Source organism: Oceanobacillus sp. CFH 90083, from assembly GCF_009389585.1.
Classification (GTDB): Bacteria; Bacillota; Bacilli; order Bacillales; family Amphibacillaceae; genus Oceanobacillus.
Window position 1 is genome coordinate 241753 of sequence record NZ_VIYG01000005.1, and the last position, 17942, is coordinate 259694.

The 17942-nt window shown below is 39.3% G+C and carries 18 protein-coding genes; all 18 read right to left on the bottom strand.

The window, feature by feature from the left end; translation table 11 throughout:
- The 18 genes from flgC to rimM all read right to left on the bottom strand — a co-directional run bounded on the left by flgC (nucleotide 1) and on the right by rimM (nucleotide 17939).
- On the bottom strand, nucleotides 1-453 hold the full coding sequence (gene flgC, locus FLK20_RS09900) for a flagellar basal body rod protein FlgC (protein WP_152656400.1): 453 nt from the start codon (nucleotides 451-453) through the stop codon (nucleotides 1-3).
- A gap of 2 nt (nucleotides 454-455) precedes the next feature.
- Entirely contained in the window at nucleotides 456-848 is a 393-nt protein-coding gene (gene flgB / locus FLK20_RS09905; RefSeq protein WP_152656401.1) for a flagellar basal body rod protein FlgB, read from the bottom strand.
- A 556-nt stretch (nucleotides 849-1404) separates the two neighbouring features.
- A complete protein-coding gene (gene codY, locus FLK20_RS09910) occupies nucleotides 1405-2184 on the bottom strand; it encodes a GTP-sensing pleiotropic transcriptional regulator CodY (RefSeq protein ID WP_152656402.1) in 780 nt (259 codons plus the stop codon).
- Between the two features lie 28 nt (nucleotides 2185-2212).
- A complete protein-coding gene (gene hslU, locus FLK20_RS09915) occupies nucleotides 2213-3610 on the bottom strand; it encodes an ATP-dependent protease ATPase subunit HslU (RefSeq protein ID WP_152656403.1) in 1398 nt (465 codons plus the stop codon).
- Nucleotides 3611-3653: 43 nt separating this feature from the next.
- Entirely contained in the window at nucleotides 3654-4199 is a 546-nt protein-coding gene (hslV, locus tag FLK20_RS09920) for an ATP-dependent protease subunit HslV (RefSeq protein ID WP_152656404.1), read from the bottom strand.
- A 13-nt stretch (nucleotides 4200-4212) separates the two neighbouring features.
- Nucleotides 4213-5106, bottom strand: coding sequence for a tyrosine recombinase XerC (gene xerC / locus FLK20_RS09925; RefSeq protein WP_152656521.1), 894 nt, complete (start codon nucleotides 5104-5106; stop codon nucleotides 4213-4215).
- Nucleotides 5107-5841: 735 nt separating this feature from the next.
- Complete coding sequence (gene topA / locus FLK20_RS09930) at nucleotides 5842-7920, bottom strand: type I DNA topoisomerase (RefSeq protein WP_152656405.1); 2079 nt, start codon at nucleotides 7918-7920, stop codon at nucleotides 5842-5844.
- 84 nt (nucleotides 7921-8004) lie between these two features.
- Nucleotides 8005-8916 (bottom strand): DNA-processing protein DprA, encoded by a 912-nt coding sequence (gene dprA / locus FLK20_RS09935; RefSeq protein ID WP_227994960.1) that lies wholly within the window; start codon nucleotides 8914-8916, stop codon nucleotides 8005-8007.
- A 111-nt stretch (nucleotides 8917-9027) separates the two neighbouring features.
- Nucleotides 9028-9930 (bottom strand): succinate--CoA ligase subunit alpha, encoded by a 903-nt coding sequence (gene sucD, locus FLK20_RS09940; RefSeq protein WP_152656406.1) that lies wholly within the window; start codon nucleotides 9928-9930, stop codon nucleotides 9028-9030.
- A 61-nt stretch (nucleotides 9931-9991) separates the two neighbouring features.
- Nucleotides 9992-11152: an ADP-forming succinate--CoA ligase subunit beta gene (sucC, locus tag FLK20_RS09945; RefSeq protein WP_152656407.1), complete on the bottom strand. Its 1161-nt coding sequence runs from the start codon at nucleotides 11150-11152 to the stop codon at nucleotides 9992-9994.
- Nucleotides 11153-11530: 378 nt separating this feature from the next.
- Entirely contained in the window at nucleotides 11531-11809 is a 279-nt protein-coding gene (locus FLK20_RS09950) for an EscU/YscU/HrcU family type III secretion system export apparatus switch protein (RefSeq protein ID WP_152656408.1), read from the bottom strand.
- Nucleotides 11806-13527 carry a hypothetical protein gene (locus FLK20_RS09955; RefSeq protein ID WP_152656409.1) on the bottom strand — a complete coding sequence of 574 codons (1722 nt, stop codon included), beginning with the start codon at nucleotides 13525-13527 and terminating at the stop codon, nucleotides 11806-11808. Before FLK20_RS09955 ends, FLK20_RS09950 begins: the two co-directional genes overlap by 4 nt.
- Before the next feature lie 18 nt (nucleotides 13528-13545).
- Nucleotides 13546-14334 (bottom strand): ribonuclease HII, encoded by a 789-nt coding sequence (locus FLK20_RS09960; protein WP_152656410.1) that lies wholly within the window; start codon nucleotides 14332-14334, stop codon nucleotides 13546-13548.
- A gap of 128 nt (nucleotides 14335-14462) precedes the next feature.
- Nucleotides 14463-15302 (bottom strand): ribosome biogenesis GTPase YlqF, encoded by an 840-nt coding sequence (ylqF, locus tag FLK20_RS09965; protein ID WP_152656523.1) that lies wholly within the window; start codon nucleotides 15300-15302, stop codon nucleotides 14463-14465.
- Nucleotides 15303-15435: 133 nt separating this feature from the next.
- The gene (lepB, locus tag FLK20_RS09970) at nucleotides 15436-15984 is read right to left on the bottom strand and encodes a signal peptidase I (protein WP_152656411.1); all 549 of its coding nucleotides are present in this window, start codon (nucleotides 15982-15984) and stop codon (nucleotides 15436-15438) included.
- A 236-nt stretch (nucleotides 15985-16220) separates the two neighbouring features.
- Nucleotides 16221-16565 carry a 50S ribosomal protein L19 gene (gene rplS / locus FLK20_RS09975; protein ID WP_152656412.1) on the bottom strand — a complete coding sequence of 115 codons (345 nt, stop codon included), beginning with the start codon at nucleotides 16563-16565 and terminating at the stop codon, nucleotides 16221-16223.
- 120 nt (nucleotides 16566-16685) lie between these two features.
- Nucleotides 16686-17426 (bottom strand): tRNA (guanosine(37)-N1)-methyltransferase TrmD, encoded by a 741-nt coding sequence (gene trmD / locus FLK20_RS09980; RefSeq protein WP_152656413.1) that lies wholly within the window; start codon nucleotides 17424-17426, stop codon nucleotides 16686-16688.
- On the bottom strand, nucleotides 17427-17939 hold the full coding sequence (gene rimM / locus FLK20_RS09985) for a ribosome maturation factor RimM (RefSeq protein WP_152656414.1): 513 nt from the start codon (nucleotides 17937-17939) through the stop codon (nucleotides 17427-17429).
- Nucleotides 17940-17942 lie beyond the last annotated feature (3 nt).

Genomic DNA, 17942 nt, shown 5'->3' on the forward strand with positions numbered 1-17942 from the left:
TTATTTTCCAATTTCTAATGTTTTCATAAGCATGCCCTTGCTCGCATTAAAAGCTGTTACATTTGCTTCATACGAACGGGAAGCGCTCATTAAATCAACCATTTCTTTTAATGGATCAACATTAGGCATTTCTACATAGCCTTCCTCGTTTGCATCAGGATGTTCCGGGTTGTATACCAGCTCAAATGGTGTCTGGTCTTCTATAATTCTTGTTGCCCTCACACCACCGCCAGATACATTATTCCCTTCTGCATACTTTAACATTTGCTTAAATGAAGGCTGTCCTGTGCCAAATACAGCCATTTTTCGGCGATAGGCTTCGAATTCTCCGTCAGCATTTTGTGTAGCGCGGGTTGATTGCGCATTTGCCAAATTGGAAGACACCAAATCCATACGCAGCCTTTGTGATGTCAGACCGCTTGCACTAACATTCATTGATTGAAAAATAGACAATTTTAATTTCCTCCCCGAATAACAGATTGCAGACTGCTAAATTTTCCATTCATACGATCAATAAGACTATTATAATAGATTTGATTTTTAGCAAGCTCTGACATTTCTTTATCAATATCGACATTATTACCATTGTGATTATATGTAGTTGATGTATCTTTTACTATCCGGTAAGGTCTATCTCCCGCAGATCCGAAGTTCAAGTGACGTTCATTTGTTGTTCTCGCCTGAAGACCATCCATCTCATTTTCCAAAGCAGATCTAAAATTTACTTTTTCAGCTTTATAATTCGGTGTGTCAGCATTTGAAATATTATTTGAAATAACATTATTTTTTGCAGAAGCATACTGTATAGAATTTTCTAAATGACTAATCGTTCCACTAAATAGGTTCATTTTCTCATTTACACCTCTTTTTTTATCACAACACCCATAAATGACATTGGTTGTACGAATTAATTTTAAATTAAGTCGCAGACAAAGTCTACGCAATTTCTACATAATTCTTGTCAAATTTAAAAACAGATCTTCAGGACTAGGTTAAAAGACTCGATTTTTTGTTTTTTATTGAATTTTACTGACAAATTGTTTATTTAATATCTCGATAAGGGTGGCTTTTATAAGTTTTCATCTCTATAAACCAACACAACCCAGGTATTTAGACCTCTTTTTCATTCTACCCTTTCTAGACAAGGAATTCAATATACTCATTTTAAAATAATGTTAAATATAATTTACTATATCGATTTCAGTTTTTTCTAACTAATTAGAGAAGCTCCAATTTAATCATCTTTTTGACATCCTCCGTTAATGCATTTACCTTCTTTTTTTAGACTTGTTCTATTAAAATTTTTATGATTTTTGACATATTTCTTTCTAAAATTTCATCCTTTACCTGTATAAAAAGAAAAAAAGCTGTGGAGGACCTACCCTCACAGCCTTTTTACACTTATTAGCGTGTACGGATTTTTTCTAATTCTACCAAAAATTTATCGTTCAGTACTTTAATATACGTTCCTTTCATACCAAGTGAACGGGATTCAATAACTCCTGCACTTTCCAGCTTACGCAATGCGTTAACGATAACAGAGCGTGTAATTCCTACACGATCAGCGATTTTACTTGCCACTAACAAGCCTTCTTTTCCATTTAACTCTTCAAAGATATGATCGATTGCTTCCAGCTCACTGTAAGATAAAGAGCTGATCGCCATCTGTACAACAGCTTTGCTTCGTGCTTCCATTTCGATTTCTTCTGTTTTCTCATGAAGAATTTCCATTCCCACAACCGTAGCACCATATTCAGCTAACAGTAAATCATCATCATTGAATGTTTCGTTCACACGGCCAATGATTAATGTTCCTAAGCGTTCTCCTCCGCCGATAATTGGAACGATTGTCGTATAACCATTTTTAAATAACTCTTTATTTTCAACCGGGAACACCGTATGTTTGTTGTCAATATCAAGGTTTGCCGTAGTCTCACGAATTTCCTGTAATCCTTCTGTATACTCTGCAGGAAATTGTTTCTCCTCAAGCATTGATTTCATACGATCATTTTCAACCTCTTGATTCACCGCAACACCTAATAACTTACCGCGCCGGCTGACAATGTACACATTCCCGCGAATCACATCACGCAGTGACGCTGACATTTCGTTAAAGTTTACCGACTTTCCTGTTGCTGTTTGTAACATTGCATTAATTTTTCTTGCTCTCGTTAATAAATCCATTTGATATTCCTCCATTCAAAAATTTAAATTATAGTATAAATTGACTTAGATCCTTGTTTTTAGCAATTACTGAAAGCTTATCATCAACATAGGCACCTGTAATTTCAACTTCAGCCATTGAAATATCAGGAGCTTCATAGGATAGGTCTTCTAATAATTTTTCTAAGATAGTATGCAGCCTGCGTGCTCCAATGTTATCTGTGTTCTGATTGACATCATAGGCAATTTGCGCAAGTCTTTCTATAGCTTCGTCCGTAAATTTAAGTTTTATACCTTCTGTTTCTAGCATAAGCTTATATTGCTTTAGCAAAGCATTAGAAGGCTCTGTTAAAATTTGCTTAAATTCATTGATCGTCAGCTTCTCTAACTCAACACGGATTGGGAATCTTCCCTGCAGCTCCGGAATCAAATCAGAGGGCTTTGACATATGAAAAGCTCCCGCAGCGATAAACAGGATATGATCTGTCTTTAATGCTCCATGCTTAGTAACAATTGTTGATCCCTCTACAATCGGCAGAATATCTCTTTGCACACCTTCTCTGGAGACATTCGCAGAACCTTCCTGCTTTCCTGCTACTTTATCAATCTCATCTATAAAAATAATACCTGTTCGTTCAGAGCGCTTAATCGCTTCCTGGGTGACCTCATCCATGTCAACAAGCTTTTGTGCCTCTTGCCGGGTTAACACTTTTCTTGCCTCCGAAACTGTTAATTTACGTTTCTTTTTCTTCTTGGGCATAAATTGACCAAATGCATCTTGCATATTCATCCCCATTTGTTCCATTCCCGAACCTTGCAGCATATCAAACATAGAAGGTGGAATTTCTTCTATTTCAATAGAAACATAATGATCTTCCAGCTCACCTAAAGCTAACTGATGGGCAATTCGCTTTCTCTTTGATTTAATTTCTGATTCCTGATTAGAAGCGTCATCTTCTTGATCTTCATCCGGATCGGAAGCTTGAAACAGCATTTCAAATGGATTCTTCACAGAATTTTTAGATTTTGTTTGCGGGACAAGCAGCTTTACAAGTTTTTGATTCGCCTCTTGTTCAGCCAAGCCCATGACATCTTCCATCTTTTCTTCCTTCACCATCCGAACAGCCTTTTCAACTAAATCACGAACCATGGATTCAACATCTCTGCCGACATAACCGACTTCCGTGAATTTTGTAGCCTCTACTTTAATAAATGGTGCACCGACCAGCTTCGCAAGCCGTCTTGCTATTTCCGTCTTACCTACACCTGTCGGACCAATCATTAATATGTTTTTGGGCACAACCTCATCTTGAAAATCTTCCTCCAGCTGCATGCGTCTATAGCGATTTCTTAGTGCTACAGCCACCGATTTTTTCGCTTGCTTCTGTCCGATAATATATTGATCCAGCTGATTCACTATTTGCTTTGGCGTTAAGTCCACCGTCATTAAAAGCTTCCTCCTTTATCAAGATTTCATTAAAAGCAAAAACTTATTCCAGTACTTCTAACGTAATCTGATCATTGGTAAACACGCAAATATCTCCTGCAACTTCTAATGCTGTTCGCGCAATTTCAGCAGCAGGCAGCTCAGGTGCTTTTTGAAGCAATGCTCTGCCGGCACTTAATGCATAATTGCCTCCAGAACCTATTGCAAGGATACCATCATCCGGTTCAATGACTTCACCTGTGCCGGAAACAAGGTACATATTCTCCTTATTCATTACTATCAGCATAGCTTCCAGTCTTCTGAGAACTTTATCAGAACGCCATTCTTGTGCCAATTCAACAGCAGCTCTTGTCAGATTGCCATTAAACGCCATTAGCTTGCCTTCGAATTTCTCAAATAACGTGAAAGCATCTGCTACAGAACCGGCAAAACCAGCCAGAACTTTTCCATTGTATAGCGTTCTTACCTTTTTTGCTTTGTGCTTCATAATAACAGCATTGCCTAATGTGACTTGCCCATCACCACTCATTGCACATTTCCCGTTATGCTGTACTGCAAATATAGTTGTAGCATGCATTTGAGAGTCCATAGATCCACCTCACCTAATTTTTATCATTTGCGCGCGGATGACTTTTCATATAAGCCTTCTTTAGATGCTCTTTAGAAACATGCGTGTATATTTGTGTAGAGGATAAGCTTTCATGTCCCAGCAGTTCCTGTACAGATCTTAAATCGGCTCCCTCATTCAACATATGCGTTGCAAAAGTATGTCTGAGCTTATGAGGGTGCACTTGTATATTTACAGAAGCTTTTTCAACTATTTTATTTAATACAGTACGAATGCCTCTTGTGGTTATCGGCTTCCCTCTTGCATTTAAAAATACATACTCTGTCATGTTATTTGATTTATTCAGTAAATTTATTCTTCCATTGAGCAAATACTTTTCCAAAGCCGCTTCTGCAAAGCTGCCGAAAGGGACATAACGCTCTTTTCGTCCTTTTCCTTTTACAAAAATGGTTCCTATTGAAAAATCAATATCCTTTATCTGCAATTGCTGACATTCACTGACACGAATCCCGGTTCCATACAGAACCTCCAGCAACGCTTGGTCGCGCTGTCCTAAATCCAACGTCACATCACTTACACAAAAAAGCTTCTCCAGCTCTTCTTCATATAAAAACCCAGGGACATGCTTTTCTGCTTTCGGCAGGGTCAGCTGCGTAAACGGATTTTCCACCACAATTTTCTCCCGTTCTAAAAAACGGTAAAAACTCCTCAATGAAGATATTTTTCTGGAAACAGACCTTCTGCTTAATGCATCATTATATAATTCTGTAAGGAATACCCGAACTTCCCGGTAGCTTACGTCCTTTAAATCATTTACATCTTCTCTTTGCATAAAAGCTTCGAATGTTTCTAAATCAGCCCGATAGTATTGAACCGTATACGGCGAGGCATTTTTTTCAATTTGTAAATATTCTATAAAGTTATCCATATATGGTTTTAAATTCACAAAGAAGTCACCTCTTCATCGTATAACGGATAAAGCATAGCATACTCCATATAAGAATGCAATGAATTTAACGAAATTGTAATAAAATTCAGAAAGGTGCTTGTGTTTAAGAAAATTCAATGAAGGAACCAAAAGCGTAAAGCGCCCGTTTAAAAACGTAGAGATTACGCCCCGAGCTGTGGGGTAGTTTACCTTGGCCGAACTTTCTTTCATTTAAGAGATAAAGGAAACTTGCCCCTCTAGGGATATGTCGACGTCAGGCCTTAGCGGGGGCTTAGTCAACCTTGCTTCATCTAGAGCCGATGTTGACTTTCCCCATAGGCATAAGTGCGACTTTAGCTCTGCCTAGGCATGCCGGCTTGCCAATCCTAAATCCTCTTTAATGTCATGAAATCTCTAAAATTTGACGCTTGGAGCTGGACATGGCTGTTCTTGAATAAGAATTAAATCATCCAAATTAGATATTTACCTATGCAAAAATCATTGGCAGGATGTCAGAGTGTATATAAGCGCCGGCCTTCTTTTTTCTTTTCTATTGTCAAGATGTTAAAAAGGGCTGTAGCGGCGTGTTTCAATCATTAGGAGCACTATCATTGGACATGCTCTGTAAAGGGAAATACCTTACCAAATAGAGATTATAATAACAATTATAATTTTAGTCAACTTTAAGGTTCTTTATACGATTTTAAATACAAAAATAGCCGATCAGATGACCGGCTATTTTTGTGCAACTTCCTTATACTCACAATTGGAGCATTGAACTTGTGTTTCTTTTTTACTTTTCTTTTCAACAAGCATGGATTCACATTTTGGACAGGTTCTGGCAATGGGCTTATCCCATGAAACAAAATCACATTCCGGAAACTGATCGCAGCCATAGAATGTCCGCTTTTTCTTTGATTTTCTTTCTACCACATCACCTTTATGGCATTTCGGACAAGTGACACCTATTTTCTTCAAAATTGGCTTGGTATTTCGGCAATCAGGAAAATTAGAACACGCTAAAAACTTGCCATACCGCCCCATTTTATATACCATTTCATGACCGCATTCTTCACAGTCTATTCCTGCAGGTTCATCACGTATTTCTACCTTTTCCATTTCAGCTTCTGCTTTTTCAAGTCGCTTACTGAAGTCCTGGTAGAATTCATCAATAATTTGAATCCAGACTGTTTTCCCTTCTTCAATGGAATCTAAGTCTGTTTCCATTTTCGCAGTAAATTCCGCATCAATGATTTCCGGGAAAAACTCTTTGACAAGCTCACAGACGATCGTACCCAGCTCTGTTGGTACAAATCGTTTGTTATCCATTGATACGTAGCCTCTGCGCTGAATCGTATCTAAAGTCGGCGCATATGTTGATGGACGGCCAATCCCCAGTTCTTCCATAGTTTTAACCAGCCTCGCATCTGTATAACGTGGGGGCGGCTGTGTGAAATGCTGATTTGGCTTGACTTCTGCTGCTTCCACCTTCATGCCTTCTTCCAGATCCGGCAATATTTTATCTTCCAGCTTCTTATTATCATCATTGCCTTCCACGTACACTTTCATAAAACCCTTGAATTTAATTTTGGAACCAGTTGCACGAAACTCTACACCATTATTCAGCAGCTGCACGGTCATTGTATCCATGACAGCCGGAGCCATTTGGCTGGCAACAAAGCGCTCCCAGATAAGCTTATATAGGCGCAGCTGGTCTCTAGATAAAATATTTTTTAATTCTTTGGGATCACGCAGAGTGGAGGTTGGGCGAATAGCCTCATGGGCATCTTGGGCACCACTTTTATTTTTAGCTGGACCTTGTTCACCAAGATAATTTTCTCCATAGTTCTTTTTGATATATTCTTTTACTTCTTCCTTGGCTCCATCTGAGATTCTTGTGGAATCTGTACGCATATATGTGATCAGACCTGTAATGCCGCCAGAAGAACGGCCTAAGTCTATTCCTTCATATAATTGCTGGGCAATCATCATCGTTTTCTTGGCCCGGAAATTAAGCTTTCTTGCCGCTTCCTGTTGAAGAGATGAAGTCGTAAATGGAAAAGCAGGATTCCTTTTTCTTTCTCTTTTCTTCACACTTTGAATAGTGAATTCTTTTCCATCTAATTTCTTCTTAACCTCTTCTACATCATCGTTTGTCTGAAGCTTGGTTTTTTTACCGTCAATACCGTAAAAGGAACCTTCAAATCTTTCCTCTCCTTTTGCAAATATGGCATCGATAGACCAGTATTCTTCAGGCTTAAAATTCTCAATTTCTTTTTCTCTATCAATAATCATTTTTAATGCAACAGACTGCACACGCCCTGCACTCAAGCCTTTTTTTACTTTCTTCCATAATATCGGGCTGATATTATAGCCTACTAATCGATCCAGGATACGCCGGGCCTGCTGGGCACCTACCAGGTCTAAGTCTATTGGACGAGGGTGCCTAAACGACTCTTTAATAGCATCCTTCGTAATCTCATTAAAAACAACACGGCATTTTGACTGTTCATCAACATCTAATGCATGTGCTAAATGCCATGCAATCGCTTCTCCTTCACGATCCGGATCGGCTGCGAGATAGATTTTTTTTGCTTTTTTGGCTGATTTTCTTAAATCCTTCAGTATATCCCCTTTTCCCCGTATGGTAATATACTTTGGTTCATAATTTTCTTCCACATTTACTCCCATTTGACTTTTAGGCAAATCACGAATATGGCCCATGGAAGCTTTTACTGTATATTTTTTTCCTAAATACCGTTCAATCGTCTTCGCTTTTGCAGGCGACTCAACGATAACAAGATAATCTGACATGTACGTTCCTCCCATAATGAGGTTGACAATTTACGAATAGAAATCGTTCCTAATATTATAGATAGAATACGATTTTGTCAAACACTATTTATTGAATAATTCAATATCATCTTGAAAATAGTAATTCCATTCTGTGTAAATATCTTCCGCTGATTGAATTAATTTTGCACCATCCTGAATGATTTCATTACAACCAGTGCACTGTTTTATAAGCGGATTGCCTGGCACAGCAAATACGTCTCTGCCTTGATCAAGAGCCTGGTCTACTGTAATCATTGTACCGCTCTTTTGCATTGCTTCTATCACTAAGGTTCCCATTGTCAAACCGCTTATAATACGATTTCTTTCAGGAAAATGAAATTTTTGAGGCGGCTGATCAGGAGGATATTCTGACAAAACCAGACCTTTCCTTACTATTTGTTGATACAAAGGAATATGCTCTTTTGGATATATCGAATGAAATCCACTACCCAGAACAGCAATCGTATTCCCTTTCCTCTCTAATGTCAACCGATGCGCCATACTATCAACCCCTCTGGCCATTCCACTGACAATAACCCATTTAGCGTCTATAAGAGGAGTTACCGTAAAGCTTAACTTCCCGAAAGCTTCATTGGATGGATTTCTTGTACCAATCACACTAAGCATTGGCTGCTTTTGTAAAAGGCCTAGATTCCCTGCTCCATATAAAACAATCGGTGCGTCTTTTATTGTATTTAACATAGCGGGGTAATATTCGTCAACTATTGTGATGATATGGAAATCTCTTGATTCTTCCAATATTTTCTTTTTCAATTGCGAATTATGAAGGTCTTGCAAGAGGATTTGTGCTTTTTGCTGAGGAATTCGAATAATTTGTGACAATTCATGAGAGGATATCTGATAAATCATTTTCAATTCGGGATCTATCCGTACCCATTTCCGAATAAAAGGACGTGTGGCATAACGACATCGACTGAGATGAATAAGGCCAAAGCGATTAAAGCGGTCATTCAATATATATCAATCCCCTTTCTGTTATAATGAGATGCCCAGACATGATTCTGCTTCTATCTCTAGAGATAGAAGCAGAATATTTGTCAGGCTGATTTAAGATGCAGCCTAGGCTTAGTGCGTTTTACATTTTTCCTCTAAACCATTTTCTTTTAATGCTGCAATCATTGTTTCTCCCATTACAGAAGGGGTAGCAGCTACTTTAATCCCGCAAGATTCCATGACACGGATTTTTTCATCGGCCGTACCTTTTCCTCCAGAGATAATCGCACCGGCATGACCCATGCGTTTTCCAGGAGGTGCTGTTACACCACCGATAAATCCAACAACTGGTTTTGTCATGTTAGCTTTCACCCACTCCGCAGCCTCTTCTTCTGCAGTTCCGCCGATTTCACCAATCATGATAACAGCTTCTGTTTCAGGATCTTTGTTAAATTCATCCAGTACATCAATGAAGTTAGTCCCATTAACAGGGTCTCCGCCGATACCAACTGCAGTCGTTTGTCCATAGCCGGCTTCTGTTAATTGATGAACCGCTTCATATGTTAATGTACCAGAGCGGGAAACAACACCGATATGCCCTTTCTTATGAATATATCCAGGCATAATGCCGATTTTTGTTTCATCTGCTGTGATAACGCCTGGGCAGTTTGGTCCAACAAGGCGCGTTTTCTTACCTTCCATATAGCGTTTTACCTTAACCATATCCATGACTGGAATATGCTCTGTAATACAAATCACTAAATCAAGCTCCGCATCTGTTGCTTCAATGATTGCATCAGCAGCAAAAGGCGCCGGCACATAGATAACCGATGCAGTTGCTCCAGTTGCTTTTACAGCATCTTCAACAGTATTAAAAACAGGTACTCCCTCTACTTCCGTGCCTGCTTTTTTAGGAGTAACACCGCCAACAATTTTCGTACCATATTCTAACATTTGCTTTGTATGGAAACGTGCCGTTCCACCTGTAATACCTTGGACTATTACTTTTGTATCTTTATTAATATAAACACTCATTCTAAGTCCGCCCTTTCCTATTTGTACGTCCTTTATTTGTAAGTCAATACACGGTTACTACTTATTTTACTGCAGCAACAATCTTTTCTGCACCGTCTGCCATCGAAGTTGCAGAAGTAATATTCAGACCTGATTTGTCTAAAATTTCCTTTCCGCGCTCTACGTTTGTACCTTCTAAACGAACAACTAACGGAATCGTCAGGCCAATTTGTTTTGTCGCTTCTACAACGCCTTCAGCAATGACATCACACTTCATAATTCCGCCAAAAATATTCACAAAAATTCCTTTTACATTTTTGTCTGAAAGAATGATTTTAAATGCTTCTGTTACTTTTTCAGCTGTAGCACCGCCCCCAACATCAAGGAAGTTAGCCGGATCGCCGCCATAGTGTTTAATAATGTCCATAGTAGACATTGCTAAGCCGGCACCATTTACCATACATCCGATATTCCCATCTAATGAGACATAGCTTAAATCGTACTTGGAAGCTTGAATTTCTTTTTCATCTTCTTCACCTAAGTCCCGCAGCTCTCCTATTTCCGGATGACGATAAAGAGCATTATCATCAAAATTTAATTTCGCATCTAATGCCAATACTTCGTTATCCCCTGTTGTTACCAGCGGATTAATTTCTGCAATCGAACAATCCTTGGCAACAAAAGCATCATAAAGTGCTGTCATAAATTTAACTGCTTTACCAAGTAATTCTTCAGGAATATTAATATTAAATGCTAGTCTTCTAGCTTGATAAGGCGCTAAACCAACAACCGGATCAATGACCTCCTTAAAGATCTTTTCAGGTGTTGCTTCCGCTACCTCTTCAATTTCTGTACCGCCCTCTTCAGATGCCATCATTACTACTCTGGATGTTGCCCGATCAAGAACTACCCCTACGTAATATTCTTTTTGAATATCACAGCCCTCTTCAATAAGTAAACGTTTTACTTCTGTGCCGTCAGGACCGTTTTGATGTGTTACAAGTGTTTTCCCTAAAATTTCATCCGCATATGTACGAACTTCCTCCAAGCTCTTTGCAACCTTTACACCGCCGGCTTTCCCACGTCCACCTGCATGGATTTGCGCTTTGACAACGGTTACAGGCGAGCCAAGCTTTTCTGCTGCTTCTACAGCTTCGTCTACTGAATAAGCAACATGACCGTTCGGAACTTTTACACCAAACTCTCGTAAAACTTGTTTACCTTGGTACTCATGAATGTTCATCTTCCATCCTCCTATCAAAATCAATGCAATACTATTGTATTAAAAATAGAGAAAATAAACAAGAAATAGGGAATATAAATTCAATATTATTTCTTTATTCGTGAAAGGTTCTTCATCAAAAAAATTTACGGCTGACAAGCTGGGTGGAGTTCTGCGCGTATATAATTCCTGCAACAGTATTCCGCAGCGATGAACCCTTCCAGTTCCAGTGCTTTCCAAGAGCTTGTTCCATCCCCCATATTTTCCCTCCATCATTTCAGCTATTCCCTCAGGTTACTGAACGTACCTGCTACTTATTTTCATATTGATCCTAATTAAGAGTATGAATGTAATGATGATTGTAAAACAGCAGCCCAGAAGCTCCGGCAAAACTTTTCTTCACTTGTTCTCTTTCCCAGTTTGCTTATCCGCCCGATAAATAAAGGCAAATACTTCTGAGACCACTTGGAACAGCTCTTCCGGGATTTGTTCGTTTATATTTAACTCTGCCAGAACCTCTACCAGAGAGGGGTCTGCTAAAATTGGTACATTATGCTCCTCCGCCCGCTCTATGATTTCTTCAGCAAGCAAGCCTTTCCCTGATGCAATGACTCTTGGTGCATCGTCCATATTTTGCTCATAGCTTAGGGCTACTGCTTTTTTACGTTTTTCATTCATACTCGAAAGTCCACCTTCCCTTGAACCGCCCTTTCAGCATCAGATTTTATTATCTGATGTTGTTGTTTATCCGCTTCTGTATATGGCTTACAGGTAATCGATGATACCTGATAGTTCATTTTTTCTAATGCTTCCTGCAGATTAGGTCGAAATTTGTCAACCAGCATCGGGGTTGTAGCCTGATCATTATAAATGGTAATAAATAATGATTTTTTTTGAACATGCAAATCAACAATTGTCTCTTTCATGCGATGCAGCTGCAAATCAAAAATAATGCGGCAGTGTTCAGGGTCAATACTCCCATCTGCTGTTTTCTTTCCTTCAAAATGCAAATTAATGTCCTTTGATAAACCTAACTTCTGACTGGGTATCTGGATGTTAGCCTGGATAAAATAACTGCTGTCATTCAAGTTATTTAATTGCATGCCGTTTAAAATATGGACAACCTGCTGCGCATTTTCTCTTCCTGCCAGGCCACTGTTCTGCAACATTTCCAGCAGTAGGTGCTTGAATTGCATGGCGTTTACATTATCTGTTTTTAAGGAGCTTTCTGCATTTAATCCTGCATCACGAAGAACCCATTGGAGCTGATGAAGGAATAGTTCTTTAGGATTATTGACGTTATTTTCATTGGAAGCAGTCCAGATATTTATCAGTCGCTCCAGCGCCTGATAATTTTTGGGCTCTCTTAACGCTTCCAATAACGGACGGACAGCACTTTCACTCTCCTGCATAATTGCTGCGTTATTGAAGGAGTATTGTGGAAACTCGGCAGTTAAATTTGTCTTAGACAGAGCTGCAGTGCTGCTTCCTTGGAGCATCGCCCCGTGTAGCATTTTTGCCTCTGCCATTAATTGCTTTTGATTTCTCAAAATAGCCTGAAGCTGTTCCTTCACCCCTTCAAAACTGCTTGTGAACGGTGCAGTCACCGCTCCTTGACTTTGTGGTGCAGGTGGATTCCATTGTTGTAACACATTCGTCCAGCCTGGCTTATCCAGTGCTTTGGAAACAAAACCGAGATTTTGAAGTAAAGGAAATAATACTGGTCTTGCTGCCTGAGCATCGGCAGTTAAGACAGCACGTACAGCACCTTGCTCAGATGGAAATCCTCTAAGGATATGCTCTAACATTACTTGCAGCATCGGCTGCTGTCCAGGTGGAAGAGAGCGATCAAGTGATGCTAAGCTGTTACTGATATTACCGTTTTGTATTGCCTGTACTGCCTGAAAAGAAGCTTGAGTAATAGGGATACGCATTTTCATTAATTGTATGAGAACAGGCTGTGCCTGTTGCTGCGAGAGTTTATTATCCCGAATATATTGTATGGCCTGCATCAAATCACTTCTCTGCATAGGTACCTGTTCTCTGACAAGAGCATGAACCAGTTGGGAAGTTAATTTATTTTCTTTGATCCCGAGCTGCTCCAGAAGACTACTGATCAGCTGCTGTCCATTTCGCTGTGCTCCTGTCATTACTTTTAATTCAGGCATTTTCCCTTCATTGGATGTGACTTGAAAAAAATATCTTCCGCCAACAGAAAGTGAAGCCTCAAGCTGAGCTATAATCTGATTGCCCTGAATTTGAATGGCCGCCCTGTTGTTTGCATAAAGCTGTTTAACCGTTCCTTGTAATACGTCGCCTGTCTTCAAATTATGGAGTAAGCTCGCTTTGGATGATTGCAGTAAGCTGCCCACCGTTGTGTTATCTTGAATCCTCATAACTTCTCCTCTTTTTCTTTATCGTTGCCCGAATGTTTTTTGAACTTCCTCTTTAATGGGAGCAAATGATGTTCTATGATAAGGCGTCACTCCGAATTGATTCAGCCCTTCTAAATGCGCTTTGGTTCCATATCCCATATTTTTATCAAAATCATAACCAGGGTATTCTTTATGTAATTCCTTCATAAATTGATCACGGGCTACCTTTGCCAAAACGCTGGCAGCTGCAATGCTGATGCTTGAGGCATCGCCTTTAATAATTGCTTCCTGAGAACAATTTAAGCGCGGCAGATGGACTGCATCTACCAGCACATGGTCGGGAGAGGGATTTAATCCGGCTAATGCTTCATACATTGCTTTTTTGGTTGCTTCATAAATATTGACTGTATCAATCACCTGATTATCTATAAAGGCAATATGATAGCTGACAGCATGCGCCTTGATATATGAACTATACGCTTCTCTTACATCCTCTTTCAGCTTCTTAGAATCATTTAACCCTATTAAACGAAAATCCTTGGGAAGGATAACAGCTGCCGCAACCACAGGTCCTGCAAGCGGCCCTCTTCCAACTTCATCTACACCTGCAATCTTGTCTGCTCCATTTATATATGCTTTATTCTCATATTGCTGCATTTCTTCAAACTGCTTTATTAAAAGTCTCTCACGTTCTTTTTTGCGATGATAGGATTTTAATAGTGTCTGGACACCTTTTCTTTCATCGTCAATCAGCATTTGCCACTCTTCAGATGTCAGATTATCCTCATTTAACAAACCTTTAATTTCTGCGATGGATTGTTTTTTCATTATGAACCTGCTTTCTTTTATTATCGTCATTTCGCTGAACATGTTAAGTTATCTTTTTTAAGTATGAAAATAGCCTACAAAGAAAAAATCCCTTGCAGGCTATGAAATACGTTTTAGTACGTCCTCTGTTATGGTTGTTCTAATGTAAATTTACCCAGCTTCCCGGTGCGCAGATCTTGAAGAACAATATCAGAGACTTTATCAAAATTTACGTGACCGCCGCTTTCCAATGCACCTCTTTTTCTGCCGATGCCTTCAAATAGCTCTACCATATCAGAGCTTTCTTCGATACCGTAACGCTCCTGTAAATAATTCGGATATGCTTCAAATAAGAAGCGAATAACAAATGCTGTGATATCCTGAAGGGGCAGGAGCTGATCCTTTATTGTTCCAATCGCAGCCAGCCGGTAGCCTACAACCTCTTCTTCAAATTTCGGCCATAAAATACCTGGTGTATCCAGTAATTCAAAGTCTTTCTTTATCTTAATCCATAATTGCTGTTTGGTAATCCCCGGGCGATCTCCTGTCTTTGCAATTTTTTTATTAGCAAGTCGATTTATCAGTGTAGATTTCCCTACATTTGGAATACCAACAATCATTGCTCTTGCAGGTCTGGGTTTAATGCCTTTTTTCTTAAGCTTATCCATTTTTTCTTGTCCCATTGCTTTTGCCAGCTGCACAACCTGCTGAATGTCTCCTTTTTGATTCACATCAACAGCAGCAGCCTGTATGCCATTGTCCTGATAGCTTTCTATCCATTCAGCTGTTCTTACAGGATCAGCTAAATCTTTTTTCATCAGCAGGACAAGCTTCGGTTTTTGTCCTAAAACTTCCTGCAGCATCGGGTTTTGTGAGGAGTACGGGGCTCTTGCATCAACTAGTTCTATCACAAAATCAACGAGCTTTAACTGCTCCTGCACTTCTCTCCGTGCTTTTGCCATATGACCCGGAAACCATTGTATAGGCATATCATTCACAATTCCTTTCATACCAAGCGTTTTCAACCTCTGTTTCGCTTTTGTTACTTTCTGCATTCACAGTCATCATAGCTTCTAATGCTAAATGCTAAGCAGACTACGATACAAGTATTATTTTCCCTGCTTATTTACTGAAATGTATACGATTCAATGGCCAGTAGACGAGGCTTGCCTTACCGACAACTTCATCCATCGGAACAACACCGATAATGCGGCTATCTGTTGAATTGCTTCGATTATCACCTAATACGAACACAGAATCTTCAGGAACGACTTCATACCCTTCTTCCAGCTCTTCTAACTCAAAATCATTTGTAAAGACCTGATCGTTTAAAAAAGGCTCATTCACTGGTTCGCCGTCAATATACAATATATTATCTCTTACAGCAACGTGCTCTCCAGGCAGACCAATGACACGTTTAATAAAGTCATTTTTCTCAGGAGCATGGAAAACAACGATATCAAAACGATCCGGCTCTCCAAGTGTATACGTAATTTTATTAACGATCATTTGATCACGGTCGTGCAAGGTTGGCAGCATAGATGGTCCTTCTACAACAATAGGCGCAAATAAAAACATTCGTACTAAGAACACAAAACCAAAAGCAAGTAATAATGCTTTTATCCAATCCAGCCATTCATTTTTTTTCTTCTTTCGTTCTTTACCTGTCATCTGACTTCCCCCGATAACTTCAGTCTACCTTTTATTGTAGCTAGTAAACTTTATATAAACAACTTCTAAGTATTATTATTTTTTGAATAATACTTTAGCAGTTAGCGAAACTAATCCTTACAATGTGCAGGATGGCTATAACATTATTTTTACACGAAGCCCTGTACAATGAAAAAGAGCTACTGCCAATATTGACGTAGCCCCTTTTTATTCGTTTCATATTTCTCACTCGTTGATTAGCGACGTTCTTTAATACGAGCTGCTTTTCCACGCAGGTTACGCAGATAGTAAAGCTTCGCACGACGTACAATACCACGACGAGAAACTTCGATTTTATCAACTCTTGGTGAATGTAATGGGAAAGTACGCTCAACACCAACACCGTAAGAAATTTTTCTTACTGTGAATGTTTCACTGATTCCGCCGTTTTGACGCTTAATTACAACACCTTCAAATACCTGGATACGCTCACGATTACCCTCAACAACCTTCACGTGAACCTTTAAAGTGTCACCAGGTCGAAAATCAGGATGATCTGTACGTAATTGATCTTTTGTTACGTCAGCAATAATTTGTTGCATGATTTTCACTCCTTCCAAACTAATGCTCATGCTCTTATTGGAACAGCGGAACATCGTTCTACATGCTTACACGCACATAAGCACAATTAATAATATAGCATATTCTGTTGTAATGTACAACTAATTTTCGTTTTCTTTTTGTAGCTCCTGCAGTATTTTTTTATCTGCTTCCTTTAATTCTATCTTTTTTAATAAATCGGGTCGTCTTTCTTTTGTCCGCTTCAGAGATGCTTTCCTCCTCCACGCCTCAATATTGGCATGATTTCCTGATAACAATACATCCGGAACCTGAAATCCCCGGAAATCAGATGGACGTGTATAATGAGGATGCTCTAATAATCCCGTGGAAAAAGAATCTTGTTTTGCCGACTCTTCATTTCCCAATGCCTCTGGCAGCAACCTGACAACGCTGTCCACAACAACCATTGCTCCTAATTCCCCGCCTGTTAAGACATAATCCCCTATGGATATCTCATCTGTTGCAAGATGCTTACGAATTCGTTCATCATATCCTTCATAATGTCCGCAAATAAAAATCAGATGGTCCTCCTGCGCTAATTCCTCTGCTTTTTTTTGTGTGTAGGGTTCTCCTTGAGGACACATTAAAACCACGCGAGGACGGGAAGCTCTCTCTTTTTTCACTGCTTCAACAGCGTCAAATACAGGCTGCGGAGTCAGTACCATGCCTGCTCCTCCGCCATAAGGATAGTCATCCACTTTTTTATGCTTATGTGTCGAATAATCACGAAAATCAACGAGCCGATACGAAAATTGTCCCTTATCTGCCGCCTTCTTTAAAATAGAATTCTCCATCACACCATGAAACATCTCAGGGAACAGTGTCAGAATATCAATATGCATCTAATCTAACATCCCTTCCATTAATTCCACTGAAATAATACTTGCCTGAATGTCTACCTTTTTCACCACATCTTCAATATAAGGCAACAACAAATCCTTCTTGCCGGGTCTTTGTACGACCCATACATCATTTGCACCGGGAGATAAAATTTCTTTCACTTTTCCTAAAACCTCTCCCTCCACTGTCTCAACCTTACAGCCGATGATTTCATGATAGTAATACGCATTCTCTTCCAAATTTGCTGTTTGACTCTTATCAATATACAAATTTATGCCCTTCCACTTTTCCACATCATTAATATTTGTATATCCTTTAAATGTAATGAGATCAAACCCTTTATGGATACGATGTGAATCAATCGTTAATGTAATATCGTCCCGATCGGATAGAATGATAACCTCATTTCCCGGCATAAAGCGTTCTTCAAAATCTGTAATTCGCAAAACTTTTACCTCGCCGCGAATTCCATGTGTGTTAACGATTTTACCAATTTTTAATTTCTCTGTATTCATATT

Coding starts and splice junctions, on each gene's coding strand:
- FLK20_RS09950 (WP_152656408.1), bottom strand. CDS start 11,809: ATGAATGAAAAACGTAAAAAAGCAGTAGCCCTAAGCTATGAGCAAAAT.
- rplS (WP_152656412.1), bottom strand. CDS start 16,565: ATGCAACAAATTATTGCTGACGTAACAAAAGATCAATTACGTACAGAT.
- hslV (WP_152656404.1), bottom strand. CDS start 4,199: ATGGACTCTCAAATGCATGCTACAACTATATTTGCAGTACAGCATAAC.
- rimM (WP_152656414.1), bottom strand. CDS start 17,939: ATGAATACAGAGAAATTAAAAATTGGTAAAATCGTTAACACACATGGA.
- FLK20_RS09960 (WP_152656410.1), bottom strand. CDS start 14,334: ATGAAAAAACAATCCATCGCAGAAATTAAAGGTTTGTTAAATGAGGAT.
- sucD (WP_152656406.1), bottom strand. CDS start 9,930: ATGAGTGTTTATATTAATAAAGATACAAAAGTAATAGTCCAAGGTATT.
- codY (WP_152656402.1), bottom strand. CDS start 2,184: ATGGATTTATTAACGAGAGCAAGAAAAATTAATGCAATGTTACAAACA.
- topA (WP_152656405.1), bottom strand. CDS start 7,920: ATGTCAGATTATCTTGTTATCGTTGAGTCGCCTGCAAAAGCGAAGACG.
- lepB (WP_152656411.1), bottom strand. CDS start 15,984: ATGACAGGTAAAGAACGAAAGAAGAAAAAAAATGAATGGCTGGATTGG.
- ylqF (WP_152656523.1), bottom strand. CDS start 15,302: ATGCCTATACAATGGTTTCCGGGTCATATGGCAAAAGCACGGAGAGAA.
- flgB (WP_152656401.1), bottom strand. CDS start 848: ATGAACCTATTTAGTGGAACGATTAGTCATTTAGAAAATTCTATACAG.
- hslU (WP_152656403.1), bottom strand. CDS start 3,610: ATGACGGTGGACTTAACGCCAAAGCAAATAGTGAATCAGCTGGATCAA.
- xerC (WP_152656521.1), bottom strand. CDS start 5,106: ATGGATAACTTTATAGAATATTTACAAATTGAAAAAAATGCCTCGCCG.
- trmD (WP_152656413.1), bottom strand. CDS start 17,426: ATGCATATTGATATTCTGACACTGTTCCCTGAGATGTTTCATGGTGTG.
- sucC (WP_152656407.1), bottom strand. CDS start 11,152: ATGAACATTCATGAGTACCAAGGTAAACAAGTTTTACGAGAGTTTGGT.
- FLK20_RS09955 (WP_152656409.1), bottom strand. CDS start 13,527: ATGAGGATTCAAGATAACACAACGGTGGGCAGCTTACTGCAATCATCC.